Origin of the sequence: Mesorhizobium sp. M0800, from assembly GCF_040320095.1 — a bacterium.
GTDB lineage: Bacteria > Pseudomonadota > Alphaproteobacteria > Rhizobiales > Rhizobiaceae > Mesorhizobium.
Map to the genome: position 1 here is coordinate 127,596 of NZ_JAMYOZ010000008.1, position 13,800 is coordinate 141,395.

At 62.2% G+C, this 13,800-nt stretch carries 17 protein-coding genes and 1 other RNA gene; 9 read left to right on the plus strand and 9 right to left on the minus strand.

Annotated elements, in window-relative coordinates; translation table 11 throughout:
• The first annotated feature begins 43 nt into the window (after positions 1 to 43).
• The 4 genes from pyc (at position 44) to NKI18_RS13125 (ending at position 4,810) form a co-directional block, all read left to right on the plus strand.
• Complete coding sequence (gene pyc / locus NKI18_RS13110) at positions 44 to 3,502, plus strand: pyruvate carboxylase (RefSeq protein WP_352618033.1); 3,459 nt, start codon at positions 44 to 46, stop codon at positions 3,500 to 3,502.
• A gap of 161 nt (positions 3,503 to 3,663) precedes the next feature.
• Positions 3,664 to 3,924 (plus strand): DUF2312 domain-containing protein, encoded by a 261-nt coding sequence (locus tag NKI18_RS13115; protein WP_023678045.1) that lies wholly within the window; start codon positions 3,664 to 3,666, stop codon positions 3,922 to 3,924.
• A gap of 61 nt (positions 3,925 to 3,985) precedes the next feature.
• Entirely contained in the window at positions 3,986 to 4,426 is a 441-nt protein-coding gene (locus NKI18_RS13120; protein WP_023719652.1) for a hypothetical protein, read from the plus strand.
• Between the two features lie 69 nt (positions 4,427 to 4,495).
• Positions 4,496 to 4,810: a hypothetical protein gene (locus tag NKI18_RS13125; RefSeq protein WP_502900694.1), complete on the plus strand. Its 315-nt coding sequence runs from the start codon at positions 4,496 to 4,498 to the stop codon at positions 4,808 to 4,810.
• 3 nt (positions 4,811 to 4,813) lie between these two features.
• On the opposite strand, the gene msrB is transcribed toward NKI18_RS13125, so the two are convergent.
• From msrB to NKI18_RS13155, 6 genes are all read right to left on the minus strand, one after another.
• The gene (gene msrB, locus NKI18_RS13130) at positions 4,814 to 5,218 is read right to left on the minus strand and encodes a peptide-methionine (R)-S-oxide reductase MsrB (RefSeq protein WP_352489224.1); all 405 of its coding nucleotides are present in this window, start codon (positions 5,216 to 5,218) and stop codon (positions 4,814 to 4,816) included.
• Between the two features lie 109 nt (positions 5,219 to 5,327).
• On the minus strand, positions 5,328 to 6,149 hold the full coding sequence (locus tag NKI18_RS13135; RefSeq protein WP_352618029.1) for an MBL fold metallo-hydrolase: 822 nt from the start codon (positions 6,147 to 6,149) through the stop codon (positions 5,328 to 5,330).
• Positions 6,150 to 7,340: a vWA domain-containing protein gene (locus NKI18_RS13140; RefSeq protein ID WP_352618026.1), complete on the minus strand. Its 1,191-nt coding sequence runs from the start codon at positions 7,338 to 7,340 to the stop codon at positions 6,150 to 6,152.
• Positions 7,341 to 7,343: 3 nt separating this feature from the next.
• Positions 7,344 to 7,604 carry a type II toxin-antitoxin system HicB family antitoxin gene (locus tag NKI18_RS13145; protein WP_352618023.1) on the minus strand — a complete coding sequence of 87 codons (261 nt, stop codon included), beginning with the start codon at positions 7,602 to 7,604 and terminating at the stop codon, positions 7,344 to 7,346.
• A gap of 33 nt (positions 7,605 to 7,637) precedes the next feature.
• On the minus strand, positions 7,638 to 8,084 hold the full coding sequence (locus tag NKI18_RS13150) for a GNAT family N-acetyltransferase (protein ID WP_352618021.1): 447 nt from the start codon (positions 8,082 to 8,084) through the stop codon (positions 7,638 to 7,640).
• Positions 8,085 to 8,200: 116 nt separating this feature from the next.
• On the minus strand, positions 8,201 to 9,040 hold the full coding sequence (locus NKI18_RS13155) for an AAA family ATPase (protein WP_352618238.1): 840 nt from the start codon (positions 9,038 to 9,040) through the stop codon (positions 8,201 to 8,203).
• Between the two features lie 176 nt (positions 9,041 to 9,216).
• On the opposite strand from NKI18_RS13155, the gene ssrS reads away from it, so the two are divergent.
• From ssrS to NKI18_RS13175, 4 genes are all read left to right on the plus strand, one after another.
• Positions 9,217 to 9,372: non-coding RNA, 6S RNA (gene ssrS, locus NKI18_RS13160), on the plus strand.
• Between the two features lie 141 nt (positions 9,373 to 9,513).
• Positions 9,514 to 10,101, plus strand: coding sequence for a 5-formyltetrahydrofolate cyclo-ligase (locus NKI18_RS13165; RefSeq protein ID WP_352618018.1), 588 nt, complete (start codon positions 9,514 to 9,516; stop codon positions 10,099 to 10,101).
• An 81-nt stretch (positions 10,102 to 10,182) separates the two neighbouring features.
• Positions 10,183 to 11,007: a TIGR00282 family metallophosphoesterase gene (locus NKI18_RS13170; RefSeq protein WP_023678036.1), complete on the plus strand. Its 825-nt coding sequence runs from the start codon at positions 10,183 to 10,185 to the stop codon at positions 11,005 to 11,007.
• A gap of 70 nt (positions 11,008 to 11,077) precedes the next feature.
• The gene (locus tag NKI18_RS13175; RefSeq protein WP_352618015.1) at positions 11,078 to 11,842 is read left to right on the plus strand and encodes a TerC family protein; all 765 of its coding nucleotides are present in this window, start codon (positions 11,078 to 11,080) and stop codon (positions 11,840 to 11,842) included.
• Positions 11,843 to 11,863: 21 nt separating this feature from the next.
• Here the strand turns inward: NKI18_RS13175 and NKI18_RS13180 are convergent, their stop codons facing one another.
• The 3 genes from NKI18_RS13180 to NKI18_RS13190 are packed head-to-tail and all read right to left on the minus strand — an operon-like array spanning position 11,864 to position 13,223.
• Complete coding sequence (locus NKI18_RS13180) at positions 11,864 to 12,331, minus strand: SRPBCC family protein (RefSeq protein ID WP_352618014.1); 468 nt, start codon at positions 12,329 to 12,331, stop codon at positions 11,864 to 11,866.
• A gap of 29 nt (positions 12,332 to 12,360) precedes the next feature.
• On the minus strand, positions 12,361 to 12,723 hold the full coding sequence (locus tag NKI18_RS13185; protein ID WP_352618011.1) for a VOC family protein: 363 nt from the start codon (positions 12,721 to 12,723) through the stop codon (positions 12,361 to 12,363).
• A gap of 17 nt (positions 12,724 to 12,740) precedes the next feature.
• Positions 12,741 to 13,223, minus strand: a complete 483-nt coding sequence (locus NKI18_RS13190; RefSeq protein ID WP_352471224.1) for an SRPBCC domain-containing protein — start codon at positions 13,221 to 13,223, stop codon at positions 12,741 to 12,743.
• Positions 13,224 to 13,274: 51 nt separating this feature from the next.
• Here NKI18_RS13190 and NKI18_RS13195 point away from each other — a divergent pair, with 51 nt between their 5' ends.
• Positions 13,275 to 13,598 carry an ArsR/SmtB family transcription factor gene (locus NKI18_RS13195; protein WP_023678030.1) on the plus strand — a complete coding sequence of 108 codons (324 nt, stop codon included), beginning with the start codon at positions 13,275 to 13,277 and terminating at the stop codon, positions 13,596 to 13,598.
• Positions 13,599 to 13,800: the final 202 nt, after the last annotated feature.

Genomic DNA, 13,800 nt, shown 5'->3' on the forward strand with positions numbered 1-13,800 from the left:
AATCATGTCCGGCAGTTCCTTCCCCGCGTCCGGAGCCCTGTCCTTGGCAATCTCGAAGATCCTTGTCGCCAACCGCTCCGAAATAGCCATCCGCGTCTTCCGCGCGGCAAACGAGCTCGGCCTCAAAACCGTGGCGATCTGGGCAGAGGAGGACAAATACTCCCTGCATCGCTTCAAGGCCGACGAAAGCTACCAGGTCGGGCGCGGGCCGCATTTGGCCAGGGATATGGGGCCGATCGAAAGCTATCTGTCGATCGAGGAGGTTATCCGCGTCGCCAGGCTATCGGGCGCCGATGCCATCCATCCAGGGTACGGCCTGCTGTCGGAAAGCCCGGAATTCGCCGAAGCCTGCGCCAAGGCCGGCATCATCTTCATCGGGCCAAAGCCGGATACGATGCGCAGACTGGGCAACAAGGTCGCCGCCCGCAATCTCGCAATCGAAGTCGGTGTGCCGGTAATTCCCGCTACCGATCCCTTGCCGGACGACATGGCGGCGGTAAAGGAACTCGCCAAGACGATCGGCTACCCCGTGATGCTCAAGGCGTCCTGGGGCGGCGGCGGCCGCGGCATGCGCGCCATCCGCTCCGAGGCCGATCTCGCGCGCGAGGTGATGGAAGGCAAGCGTGAGGCGAAGGCGGCTTTCGGCAAGGACGAAGTCTATCTCGAAAAGCTGATCGAGCGCGCGCGCCATGTCGAGGTGCAGGTGCTGGGCGACACACATGGCAACGCCGTGCACCTGTTCGAGCGCGATTGTTCGATCCAGCGCCGCAACCAGAAAGTGGTCGAGCGGGCGCCGGCGCCCTACCTCGAAATGTCACAGCGCGAGGAGCTTTGCGGCTACGCGCTGAGGATCGCGCGCGAGACCAGCTATATCGGCGCCGGCACAGTCGAGTTCCTGCAGGATGCCGATACCGAAAAATTCTATTTCATCGAGGTCAATCCGCGCATCCAGGTCGAGCACACCGTCACCGAACAGGTGACCGGCATCGACATCGTCAAGGCGCAGATCCACATCCTCGACGGCTTTGCCATCGGCACGGCGGAATCGGGCGTGCCGGCGCAAAAGGACATCAGGCTGAACGGCCACGCGCTGCAGTGCCGCATCACTACCGAAGATCCCGAGCATAATTTCATCCCGGACTATGGCCGCATCACCGCCTATCGCGGCGCCACCGGCTTCGGCATCCGCCTCGACGGCGGCACCGCTTATTCGGGCGCGGTCATCACCCGCTTCTACGACCCGCTGCTGGAGAAGGTGACGGCATGGGCGCCGACGCCGGCCGAGACCATTGCCCGCATGAACCGGGCGCTGCGCGAGTTCCGCATCCGCGGCGTGGCGACCAACCTCACGTTCCTCGAGGCGATCATCAATCACTCGAGCTTCGCCGACAATTCCTACACCACCAAGTTCATCGACACGACGCCGGAACTGTTCGCCAGTGTGAAGCGGCAGGACCGCGCGACCAAGCTGCTCAACTACCTTGCCGACGTTTCGGTCAATGGTCATCCCGAGACGCGCGGCCGGCCGCAGCCAAAGGCCGATGCGGCGCCACCGGTGGTGCCATATCTCAACGGCAATGTGCCTCAAGGCAGCAAGCAGAAGCTCGACGTGCTCGGGCCGGAAAAATTCGCCGCGTGGATGCGCGAACAAAAAGAGGTGCTGGTCACCGACACGACAATGCGCGACGGGCATCAATCCTTGCTCGCGACGCGTATGCGCACCTATGACATCGCCGGAATTGCCGGCACCTATGCGCGCGCTCTGCCGCAGCTTCTGTCGCTCGAATGCTGGGGCGGCGCCACATTCGACGTCGCCATGCGCTTTCTCACCGAAGACCCATGGGAGCGGCTGTCGCTGGTGCGCGAGGCAGCACCCAACCTTGTGCTGCAGATGCTCCTGCGCGGTGCCAACGGCGTTGGCTATACCAACTATCCCGACAATGTCGTCCAGCATTTCGTCCGCCAGGCCGCTGCCGGCGGCATCGACCTGTTCCGGGTCTTCGACTGCCTGAACTGGGTCGAGAACATGCGCGTGGCCATGGATGCGGTCGGCGCCGAGGGCAGACTGATCGAAGCGGCGATCTGTTATACCGGCGACATACTCGATCCGGCGCGGGCCAAATACGATCTGAAATACTATGTCGGCCTGGCCAGGGAATTGCAGGCGGCAGGCGCCCATATCATCGCCGTCAAGGACATGGCTGGGCTTCTAAAGCCGAGCGCTGCCCGCGTGCTGTTCAAGGCACTGCGCGAGGCGACGGACCTGCCGATCCACTTCCACACCCACGACACATCCGGCCTGTCGGCGGCAACCGTGCTGGCGGCGGTGGAGAGCGGCGTCGACGCCATCGACGCGGCGATGGATTCGCTGTCCGGCAACACCTCGCAGCCGTGCCTCGGTTCGATCGTGGAGGCGCTGAAGGGCACCGAGCGCGATCCAGGCCTCGACCCGCAGTGGATCAGGAACATCTCGTTCTACTGGGAGGCGGTGCGCAACCAGTATTCAGCCTTCGAAAGCGACCTGAAGGGGCCGGCATCGGAGGTCTATCTGCACGAAATGCCGGGCGGTCAGTTCACCAACCTCAAGGAACAGGCGCGCTCGCTCGGGCTGGAGACACGCTGGCACGAAGTGGCGCAGACCTATCACGACGTCAATCTGATGTTCGGCGACATCGTCAAGGTGACGCCGTCGTCCAAGGTCGTCGGCGACATGGCGCTGATGATGGTGAGCCAGGACCTGACCGTCGCCGACGTCGAGAATCCGGCGAGGGACATCGCCTTCCCGGATTCGGTGGTGTCGATGTTGCGCGGCGATCTCGGCCAGTCGCCGGGCGGCTGGCCAAAGCCATTGCAGAAGAAGGTGCTGAAGGGCGAAAAGCCGATCACGGTGCGGCCGGGTTCGCTGCTCAAACCGGCGGACCTCAAGGCCAGTCGCACGGAGGTCGAGGAAAAGCTCGAGCGCAAGCTCAGTGAGTTCGAGTTCGCGTCGTGGCTGATGTATCCGAAGGTGTTTTCCGATTTTGCCGCCGCGCAGGAGACCTACGGGCCGGTCAGCGTGCTGCCGACGCCGACCTATTTCTACGGCATGAAGCCGGAAGACGAGATTTTCGTCGACATCGAAAAAGGCAAGACGCTGGTGGTGCGCTGCCTTGCCATGGGCGATGTCGACGAAAAGGGCATGGTCACCGTGTTCTTCGAGCTCAACGGGCAGCCGCGCCGGGTGAAGGTGCCGGACCGGGCGCATGGCGCCTCCGCCGCCAAGGCACGGCGCAAGGCGGAGCCGGGCAATGAGGCGCATGTCGGCGCGCCGATGCCTGGCGTCGTCTCGGCGCTTTCGGTGGCTGCCGGCCAGCCGGTGAAGGCGGGTGACGTGCTGCTGTCGATCGAAGCGATGAAGATGGAAACGGCGCTGCATGCCGAACGCGACGGCACCATAGCCGAGGTGCTGGTCAAGGCCGGCGACCAGATCGATGCCAAGGATCTGCTGATCGCGTTCGGGTGAAATAGGCCGGCATCAGACAGCCTTGTCGGCGCCTGGCAGCAACCCTTCATGCCGCATCGATAGCACCTTGACCCGCCGCGCCCGGTCGGGCATCGAACCGCTGCAATTCGCCGCTCGGGTCACCCCGAGTCGCGGTGAGAAAACGACGCGGAGAGAAGACTATGGCCGACGACATCATCGAGACCAGCCAGACTGTTGCCGCCGGCCAGCTGCGCGCCTTCATCGAACGCATCGAGCGGCTCGAGGAAGAGAAAAAGACGATTGCCGACGACATCAAGGAAGTGTTCGCAGAGGCCAAGGGCACCGGCTTCGACACCAAGGCGATGCGGTCGATTATCCGGCTGCGCAAGAAGGACCAGGCCGAGCGGCAGGAAGAGGAATCCATCCTCGATCTGTACAAGGCTGCGCTCGGCATGGTGTAAAGGCCGGCCTCGGCGCCGGAGACGATCGCGGGAGAAGCGGTTCTGACCATGGATTCCAGCCATGAGCGAATTCGATTTTGGCGCCCGCCGCGCCTCTGAATTCCGCCAACGCAGCTTCTGGACGCTGTTCGCGGAACGGCATCCGGATGAAAGGGCTCTGCTGGCGAGGCGCGGACCGTGGTTCTGGCAGCGTGGGCTGCCCGATTTCGCATTGGTCCTTTCCATGTATGTCGCGCCTGCGCAGAATCATGTCGGCGTCTTCTTCGGCCGCAACGAGAAGTTCGGTGCCACGCAAGCCTGGTCGCGGTTGAAGCCGTTCCAGCCGGCCATCGAAGACAGGCTGAAGCTCAGGCCAGAACAAAGTTGCGACGGCCTCGGCATCAATTCGATGTGGCGGGTGAATTGTTTTGCCGAGGACAATTGGCCGGCGATGACCGACTGGCTGGTGACGGAAGCCTCACGTTTCGAGCGCGCGATTGCCGAAGTTCTGGGTCAGGAATAAAGCAGGGTTTCCAGACGCAATCCTTGTGGAAGGGTTGCTCTGGTGAGCAGCGAGGGAGCCGGTGGATCGATGACGATCATGTCGCGCATTGCCGCCTTCTTCCGCTCACGCTGGTTCGGCGGCGTGCCGCTCGATCGGCTGTTCTGGCGCGACCTGGTCGTTGTCGGCACAGCGATCAACGTCGCGTCGTCGGTGGCGGCACTCATTCTGCTCGGGCTGAAGCTGCCGCTTGCGCTCGTCCTGGCGGTGCATTTCGCGCCGGTGCCCTACAATATCTTCCTGACCTTTGCCGTTTGGCGAACTGCCGGAAAATCGAGTGGCGTCATGGCCTCGCTGATGACGCTTGGCGCCACGTTTTGGCTGATCCTGGTGGTCGTGGCCTGACGATCAGGCGGCCGGCTCGAATTTGAGCGCCACGCCGTTGATGCAATAGCGCAGGCCGGTCGGCGGCGGGCCGTCGTCGAAGACATGGCCGAGATGGCTGCCGCAGCGGGCGCAATGGCACTCGGTACGGACCATGCCGTAGCTGCGGTCGACGGTGGTCTCGACCGAGCCCGGCACCGGATCGTTGAAGCTCGGCCAACCGGTGCCGCTCTCGAATTTCAGCTTGGATTCAAACAAGGGCTGGTCGCAGCCGACGCAGGAGAAGGTGCCGGCGCGCTTCTCGTGCAGCAGGGCGCAGCTTCCCGGCCGCTCGGTGCCGTGGTTGCGCATCACCGCATATTGCTCGGGCGTCAGCCGGGCGCGCCATTCGGCATCGGTGCGGGTAACGGGGTAGGTGTGGCTGTCCATTTTTTCCTCTTAGCTTATCTCGCTATTTGGGTTGCCTTCCCAACTTCGCCTGAAATAGGCATTTGTTACGGCGTTTGCCCGTATTTCCAACCCTGTTGCAAAGAATTCCTCAGGCGATGGCCGCGAGATAGCGCGCAACCGATGCTGAAAATGCCGCCTTTCCATCTCCGATGACGTTCTGGTTCCACCATGCGCCGTAGATATGGTCGAACGCGAAAGGCTCCAGCGCGGCCTTGATGCCGTGCACCTTCGTCGCGTTGAGCGGGATATAGTTCGGATAGCTGTACATGAAGCTGACATGACGGCGGGTCGGCGTCACCTGCAGGATGTCGCCGGCCAGGATGGCATTGCCGCCGTCGCGCTTCCAGTGCAGCACCTGGCCACCGGCAAAGTGGCCGCCGCAGCGGATGAGCGTCAGCGACGGGTTTATGGCGCGCATCTCGCCTTCCCAACTGATGATTGCCGGATGCGGCCGCATGATCCACTGACGATCATCGGCGTGCAGATAAATCGGCACGCCGCCAAACGCCGCGCTCCATTCGACCATTGCCGAATAATAATGGCAGTGCGAAATGGCGATGGCGGCCAGGCCGCCCCGGCGGTTGATCTCCGCCACCGCCTCGTCGCTGACCATCGAGATGCAGTCCCACAGCACATTGCCGTGCGGCGTTTGCGCCAGCAATGCGCGCTGGCCGATAGCGAAGCGCGGCTCGATGCCGAAGGCGAGCACGCCGGCATCATCCTTGATCACGACCCGATGCCCGGCGGCGAGCTCTTCCGGCGTGGTCCAGGCCTGGCCCTCCCAGCGCACATATTGCCGCTCGTCCTCGCAGATCGGGCAATGTCGCGGCGGCGTCGCTGTCGCCGCGAACTGGACACCGCATTGCAGGCAAAGGAAACAGGTCGACCGTCCTGTTTTGCGTGGATCCATTCAGTGCTTCCTTGAAAGTTGCTTCGTCGCGGCTTCGAGGCCAGCGAGCGTCAGCGGAAACATGCGGCCGCCAAAGATATCGCGGATCATGGCAATCGAATGGGTATAGCCCCAGTTCTTCGCGTCTTCCGGATTGAGCCAAATGGCGTTCGGCCATTGCTGCAGCAGCCTGCCGAGCCAGACGGCACCGGCCTCCTTGTTCCAATGCTCGACCGAGCCGCCGGGCTGGGCGATCTCATAGGGGCTCATCGAGGCGTCGCCGACGACGATCACCTTGTAGTCGGGGCCATATTTATGGAGGAGATCGAAGGTCGGAGTCACCTCGGCATGGCGGCGGCGATTGTCCTTCCACACGCCTTCGTAGAGGCAGTTGTGGAAATAGAAATATTCGAGCTGGCGGAACTCGGCGCGGGCGGCCGAAAACAGCTCCTCGACGCTCCTGACATGGTCGTCCATCGAGCCGCCGACATCGAAGAACATCAGCAGCTTCACGGCATTGCGACGTTCGGGTTGTGTCTTAACGTCAAGATAACCGTGCTCGGCGGTGGCGTGGATGGTGCCGGGCAGGTCGAACTCCTCTTCGGCGCCTTCGCGCATCCAGCGGCGCAAGCGCTTCAGCGCGACCTTGATGTTGCGGGTGCCGAGTTCGACGGCATCGTCGAAATTCCTGAACTCGCGCCTGTCCCAGATTTTTACCGCGCGGCGGTTGCGGCTCTCGTGCTGGCCGATGCGCACGCCTTCGGGATTGTAGCCATAGGCGCCGAAGGGCGAGGTGCCGCCGGTGCCGATCCATTTCGAACCGCCCTGATGCCGGCCCTTTTGCTCCTCCAACCGCTTCTTCAGCGTCTCCATCAGCTTTCCGAAGCCGCCCAGCGCCTCGATCAGCTTCTTCTCCTCGTCGGTCAGGTGCTTTTCGGCGAGCCTCCGCAGCCATTCCTCCGGGATGTTTGCGACATCGACCGCGTTTTCGCCGGCCAGCGCCTCGACACCTTTGAAGATGTGCGAAAAGACCTGGTCGAAGCGGTCGATGTGGCGCTCGTCCTTCACCAGAGCGGCGCGGGCGAGATAGTAAAAGCCCTCGACATCATAGTCGACCAGCCCGGCTTCCAACCCCTCCAGCAGCGACAGATATTCGCGGAGCGAGACCGGAACCCGCGCTGCCTTCAGTTCGAGGAAGAAGGGGATGAACAATTGCTATCTGTGCCTCACAATCACGGCGGATTCACCCCCGGAACTGTCGATTTCGCCGGATCGCAGCAAATCCGCTACCGTACTTGGGTTGGGCATGGGTAAGTGCTTTGCAACACGTGCTTCGACCCATTCGCGCGTGGCGGACGTCGCGTCGGCGATTGCTTCCTCGGGGCTTGCGCCGCCGCCGTGGCAGCCGGGAAGATCGGGCACCCGCACTCCCCAGACGTCATTGGCGCTATCCAGAATTCCGAAATAGCAGATCATTCAGCTCGTCCTCAGGTATTTCAACCGCTCTCATCACAGCAGATCATACTCGATGAAGCCGGTCCTGCGCGCCACGTGGTCGTAGAGCTTGCGTGCGGTGGTGTTGGTCTCGTGGGTCATCCAGTAGACGTTCTTGACGCCGATCTTGCCGGCTTCCTGCTTGACCGCTTCGATCAGGGCGGCGCCGACGCCCTTGCCGCGCACATCGGGGTCGGCGAACAGGTCCTGCAGGTAACAGTTGTTCATCTGCGACCAGCAGGAGCGATGGTAGAGATAGTGCGTCAGGCCGACGGCCTTGCCGTCGAGGGCGGCGATGAAACCCTTCGGCTCGAACTCGCCCGCCGTGAACAGCCGCTTCCAGGTGACGGCGTAAACCTCTTCCGGCAGCTTGGTTTCGTAGAAGGTGAGATAGGCGGTCCACAGACGCCGCCAATCGGCATGGTCGGATTGCGCCAATGGGCGGACGGTGATCTCGGTCATTTCGTTTCCCTCTGAAGTCGGCAACCCGAAGCTGCCTCCGTGCCCGGCTAGAGGCAACGGTCCAGCACCGGGAAAGCGCTGTCCGGTGACTTCGTGGGCTTCCGGCCGACCGCCCCTCACCCCTGCCGTCTCGCCATGAAGGCCAGGCGCTCGAACAGATGCACGTCCTGTTCGTTCTTCAGCAAGGCGCCGTGCAGCTTGGGCAGCGCGTTCGTCGGCTCGGCGCGCAGGTCCTCGGGCGCGATGTCGTCGGCGACCAGCAGGCGGATCCAGTCGAGTGCCTCGGAGGTCGACGGCTTCTTCTTGAGGCCCGGCACGTCACGGATTTCATAGAATTGCGTGAGTGCGGCGCGCACCAGGTTCTGCTTGATGCCGGGATAGTGCACGTCGACGATTTTGTGCAGCGTCTCGACGTCGGGAAAGCGGATGTAGTGGAAGAAGCAGCGGCGCAGGAAGGCGTCCGGCAGCTCTTTTTCGTTGTTGGAGGTGATGATGACGATCGGCCGGACGGTGGCACGGATGGTCTCGCCGGTCTCGTAGACGAAGAACTCCATCCGATCCAGTTCCTGCAACAGATCGTTGGGGAACTCGATATCGGCCTTGTCGATCTCGCCGATCAGAAGCACGACTTTCTTGCCGGCAGCAAAGACGTCCCACAGCTTGCCGCGCTTGATGTAATTGCGGATGTCGTTGAAGCGCTCGTCGCCGAGCTGGCTGTCGCGCAGCCGCGAGACGGCATCATATTCATAGAGGCCCTGCTGCGCCCGCGTGGTCGATTTGACGTGCCATTCGATCAGATCCAGGCCGAGTGCCGCCGCCACCTGGCGGGCAAGTTCGGTCTTGCCGGTACTGGGCTCGCCCTTGACCAGCAACGGCCGCTCCAGCGCGATCGCCGCGTTGACCGCCACCATCAGATCCTTGTCGGCAACATAGGCTGCCGTGCCTTCGAAACGCATTTTTGCTACCGGGTTCATCGCGCGACCCTAAGGACGCGGCCTTCGCTGTGCAAGGCGCTGCTGGCAAAGCGCGGATCTTGCCGGCGCGACCCTCGTCGAGCGGTTCCGCGTCGATTTAAGACTCGAAACATGTCGTCTCTCTGGCGCTTGGTCTGCCGTCTGCCTATATTGGCGGAGACGGTCTGCGCTTCCCGGCAGGAGAACATTTTCCCCGGGGCCTTAATGATCCCTAGGGAGCTGTCCCTGGGAAGACCCGTGGGTTTTCTCATACGGCGCCCACCTACTTTGTAGGTTCCCGGGATCGCTCTCTCCACCGGTTGTGTGGATCGTCACCTATCGAAAAGGCCATGTCTGGCGGATCTTGTCGTCGCGCCGCTTTGTGCGGTGCTCTCACGAACGAAAAGTTCGCCCCGCTCCTCCAAAACGTCGCTCGTAAAACTCCATCCAAATCTGACCTTTTCTAACGTCGGCGCATGACATCCCCAAAAGACCTGAAAAAAAATCTCCGCAACCAAGCCCTCGGGCGCCGCGATGCGCTCGATCCTTTCTGGCGGGTGGAGGCAGCACTCGAAATGGCCGAGACGGCGCGCGACCGGATCACGGTCGAGCCGGGCCAGATTGTCTCAGGCTTCTGGCCGATGCGCTCGGAAGTCGACGTCCGGCCGCTGATGTTTGCCTTGCGCGAAAAGGGGGCAAGGCTCTGCCTGCCGGCCATCCTCGACAAGACCACCATCGTTTTTCGGGAACTGGTGCGCGGCGCGCCGATGATCGACATGGGCTTCGGCACCGTCGGGCCGCATGAGGAAGCCGAGGTGCTCGATCCCCAAATGATGCTGGTGCCGCTTGCCGCCTTCGATGCGCGCGGCCACCGCATCGGTTACGGCGCCGGCTATTACGACCGGGCGATCGTGCGGCTGGCCGACAAGGGACAGCAGCCGCGGCTGATCGGCATTGCCTTCGACTGCCAGGAGGTGGCCCTGGTGCCGGACGAGCCGCATGACGTGATCATTCCGGAAATACTCACCGAGAGCGGGTTGCGCCGGTTCGAGCCGAAATTGTAGATAAGTTCCGGGACGCATGGTCTTTTTCGAAAGTCATGCAGCTTTTTGCTTCGCTGACCTTCGGTTCGGGATCACGCTTATATGAGACTTCTCTTTCTCGGCGACATGGTCGGCAAGACAGGACGTACGGCGGTGTGGGAACAACTGCCCGGCCTGATCTCGGATTTCAAACTCGACTTCGTCATCGTCAATGGCGAGAACGCCGCCGGAGGCTTCGGCATCACCGAGGAGATTTTTCGCGAGACGATCTCGGCCGGCGCCGATGTCGTCACCACCGGCAACCATGTCTGGGACCAGCGCGATGCGCTGATTTTCGCGCCGCGCGAAGAGCGCTTCCTGCGTCCGTCCAATTTCCCCAAGGGTACGCCGGGGCGCGGCTCAGGCGTCTACATCGCCAGGAACGGTGCGCGCGTGCTGGTCGCCAACATCATGGGTCGGGTGTTCATGCATCCCGAGCTCGACGATCCGTTCCAGGCCGGCGAGCGCGAACTTGCCGCTTGTCCGCTTGGCGAGCAGGCCGATGCGATCGTCATCGATTTCCATGCCGAGGCGACCTCGGAAAAAATGTGCTTCGCCCATTTCGTCGACGGCCGTGCCAGCCTTGTTGTCGGCACCCATACGCATCAGCCGACCGGCGATCACCAGATCCTCAATGGCGGCACCGGTTATATTTCCGATGCCGGCATGTGCGGCGATTACGATTCCTCGCTCGGCATGGACAAGGAGGAGCCGCTCAACCGGTTCTTGTCCAAGGTGCCGAAAGGCCGCTTCGAGGCGTCGACCGGACCGGCGACATTGTGCGGCGTCGGCGTCGACATTTCCGACCGTAGCGGCCTGACCGAACGGATCGCGCCGTTTCGCCGCGGCCCGCGGCTGGAGGAAACGGCTCCATCCTTCTGGTCGTGACATTGATATAGACGCTTGCAATACCCAATTGCCGGCGAAACTGCTCTAGATCGTAGAGGGGACGACCTCCATGCAGCTAGTCGAATTCCTGGCGCCGCATTTCGCCTTTGTCTCCGACCCGACGGCATGGGTCGCGCTGCTGACGCTGATCGTGCTGGAGGTCGTGCTCGGCATCGACAATCTGATCTTCATCTCGATTTTGACCAACAAATTGCCGGTAGCGCAGCGGGCCCGCGCCCGGCGGCTCGGCATATCCGCCGCGCTGGTGATGCGGCTGATCCTGCTGGCCACCATCTCGATCATCGTCCAACTGACGACGCCGATATTCACCGCCTTCGGCCACGGCTTTTCATGGCGCGACCTGATCCTGATCGCCGGCGGCCTGTTTCTCGTCTGGAAGGCGACCAAGGAAATCCACCACACGGTCGATCTCGATGATCACCAGGACACCATGATGGGCGAGACGCTGCAGCTTTCGCTGGCCGGCGCGATTTTCCAGATATTGCTGCTCGACCTCGTCTTCTCGATCGACTCGATCATCACCGCCGTCGGCATGACCGACGAAATCGCGATCATGTACATCGCGGTGATCGTGGCGGTGAGCGTGATGATGCTGGCGGCCGGGCCGCTGTCCGACTTTATCGCCAGGAACCCCAGCATCGTCATGCTGGCCCTCGGCTTCCTGCTGATGATCGGCATGACGCTGATCGCCGACGGCATGGGTTACCACGTGCCGAAAGGCTACATCTACGCCGCCATGGGCTTTTCGGCACTGGTCGAAGGGCTCAACATGCTGGCGCGGCGGCGGAAGAAGGCAAAAGGCGGCGGGCACTGAGGATGGCCCACCGCGGCTGACCTAATTCCCCGGCACACCCTTCGGATGGCGGTCGCCGATCAGGCCGAGCATCACGCCTTGCTCCAGCCACGCCTTGGCGCCGGCGAGCACCAGCGCAAAACCGCCGGTCGAGCCGATCGCCTGCTTGACCTGCTCATCGGGGCTGCCGACAAAGCCGAAATTGCGGACCTCGACAAAGGTCGTGCCGCCCGGCATCTCGGCGAAAGTCCACACTACGGTGGTCGGCGGATCGCTCCATTGCATGACGATCTTCTTGTTATCGACGATCTCACTGACATTGACCGTCGTCGAGACGCCATACATGCGCCATTCCCAACTGATTTCCTTGCCGCTGTCCAACCTGTCGCTGCCATGGGTGAACCAGAACTTCGTCGTGATCGCCGGATCGACGAAGGCTTCGAATACGTCGGCGACCGGCCTCCTTATCAGCATGCCGGCTTCGGCGGTCGGTGTTTCGCGGATTTCCATTTCGTCCTCCTTTCCACGGCGTCGCCTGTTCACCAGGCATCGGGTTCGCGCACCAGGTGAATGATGTCGGCCGGGTTGGTGATCCAGCCGCCGCGAAAGCCTTCACCGAATGCCTCGATGGCGTCGCAGCGCACGACACCGGCCTTGGCGAGATGCTCCGCAGCGGCCGGAAAATCATCGGTGAACAGTTCCAGCCAGATCTCGGCCTGGCTCATCATCGGCGCCTCGTCGATCCACAGCCGATTGGGACCGAGTTCGAAGCCGGCGGCCGGCGGTTTGGCCGTGAATGGCTTCAGGCCGATGACGTCGCGATAGAAGGCGATCGTTGCCTGGTATTGATGCGGCGGGACCTTCATCGCGATGTTGATGCCGCCGGTGATCTTCGCGGTCATTCTTACTCCATTTGCTCTCAGATGTTGTTCTCGTTGGCCGGCTCGCCCTTCATCTCGCTGCGGTAATAGCCGTCGCGCAGATTGATGCCGTATTCGACATAGGCCTTCATGCAGGCCAGCATCTGCGACCAGCCCTCGCAATTGAGGTAGGATTTCTTCAGGCCGACCGCGTCCTCGTGCCAGCCGGTTTCGGCGATGGTGACGAAGGTGCCGCCATCGTCGAGCGGCTCGAAATTCATCTCGATGCGGGTCTTGTAGGCTGGCTTGCCGTCGGCGTCGGTGGCGTCCCAGCGCAGCACGATGCGGCTGTCTTTCTTCACCTCGTCGACCTCGACGGGAACCTTGCCCCACCAGATGACGGTGGCGCCCGCCACCAGCAGTGCGCTGGCGCCGCCGATCGTGGTGAAGTAGCCGCTAAGTTTCTTCGGATTGACGACCGCATCGAAGACTTCGGCGACGGGTTTGCCGATGCGGCCAGAAACCCTGAATCCAAGAGACATATCCACAGATCCTTACTTGAATGGCTCAAGGATATGTTATAGAAACATAACATGTCAAGCCAATCGCGAGACGACAATGTTTTCAAGGCGCTGGCGCATCCGCGCCGGCGTGCGTTGCTGGACCGGCTGAAGGATGCGCCGCAGACCACCGGCATGTTGTGCGATGCCTTCCCAGACATGGACCGCTGCACGGTCATGCTGCACCTGAAGGTGCTGGAGGAGGCCGACCTGGTCGTGGCGCGGCGCGAGGGGCGCGAACGCTGGAACCATCTCAACGCGCTGCCGATCAAGCACATCCACGACCGCTGGATCAGTCAATATGCCACGCACGCGATCAGCATCCTCGACCGGCTGAAATCCGATCTTGAGGGATGAAAGGTTTGCCGAAGCCTGCCGATTTTCGGATCTTGAAACCCTTGCGTGCCGGCAGCAATGGCGCGGCTGGACGAATTGAGCCGATTTATCTATAAGCCGGCCATTCCGACAGCGAGCGCCGTCCGTCCGTCAGGGACGCAGCAGGACGTTCTGAAATTTTGAATTCGAGCATTTTGCAAGATGCCGGGTGGTTCACCAGGCG

Bases quoted from the DNA above. Each gene is read 5' to 3' on its own strand.
- NKI18_RS13115 (WP_023678045.1), top strand. From the start codon at position 3,664: ATGGCCGACGACATCATCGAGACCAGCCAGACTGTTGCCGCCGGCCAG.
- NKI18_RS13120 (WP_023719652.1), top strand. From the start codon at position 3,986: ATGAGCGAATTCGATTTTGGCGCCCGCCGCGCCTCTGAATTCCGCCAA.
- NKI18_RS13125 (WP_502900694.1), top strand. From the start codon at position 4,496: ATGACGATCATGTCGCGCATTGCCGCCTTCTTCCGCTCACGCTGGTTC.
- msrB (WP_352489224.1), bottom strand. From the start codon at position 5,218: ATGGACAGCCACACCTACCCCGTTACCCGCACCGATGCCGAATGGCGC.
- NKI18_RS13135 (WP_352618029.1), bottom strand. From the start codon at position 6,149: ATGGATCCACGCAAAACAGGACGGTCGACCTGTTTCCTTTGCCTGCAA.
- NKI18_RS13145 (WP_352618023.1), bottom strand. From the start codon at position 7,604: ATGATCTGCTATTTCGGAATTCTGGATAGCGCCAATGACGTCTGGGGA.
- NKI18_RS13150 (WP_352618021.1), bottom strand. From the start codon at position 8,084: ATGACCGAGATCACCGTCCGCCCATTGGCGCAATCCGACCATGCCGAT.
- NKI18_RS13155 (WP_352618238.1), bottom strand. From the start codon at position 9,040: ATGCGTTTCGAAGGCACGGCAGCCTATGTTGCCGACAAGGATCTGATG.
- NKI18_RS13165 (WP_352618018.1), top strand. From the start codon at position 9,514: ATGACATCCCCAAAAGACCTGAAAAAAAATCTCCGCAACCAAGCCCTC.
- NKI18_RS13170 (WP_023678036.1), top strand. From the start codon at position 10,183: ATGAGACTTCTCTTTCTCGGCGACATGGTCGGCAAGACAGGACGTACG.
- NKI18_RS13175 (WP_352618015.1), top strand. From the start codon at position 11,078: ATGCAGCTAGTCGAATTCCTGGCGCCGCATTTCGCCTTTGTCTCCGAC.
- NKI18_RS13180 (WP_352618014.1), bottom strand. From the start codon at position 12,331: ATGGAAATCCGCGAAACACCGACCGCCGAAGCCGGCATGCTGATAAGG.
- NKI18_RS13185 (WP_352618011.1), bottom strand. From the start codon at position 12,723: ATGACCGCGAAGATCACCGGCGGCATCAACATCGCGATGAAGGTCCCG.
- NKI18_RS13190 (WP_352471224.1), bottom strand. From the start codon at position 13,223: ATGTCTCTTGGATTCAGGGTTTCTGGCCGCATCGGCAAACCCGTCGCC.
- NKI18_RS13195 (WP_023678030.1), top strand. From the start codon at position 13,275: ATGTCAAGCCAATCGCGAGACGACAATGTTTTCAAGGCGCTGGCGCAT.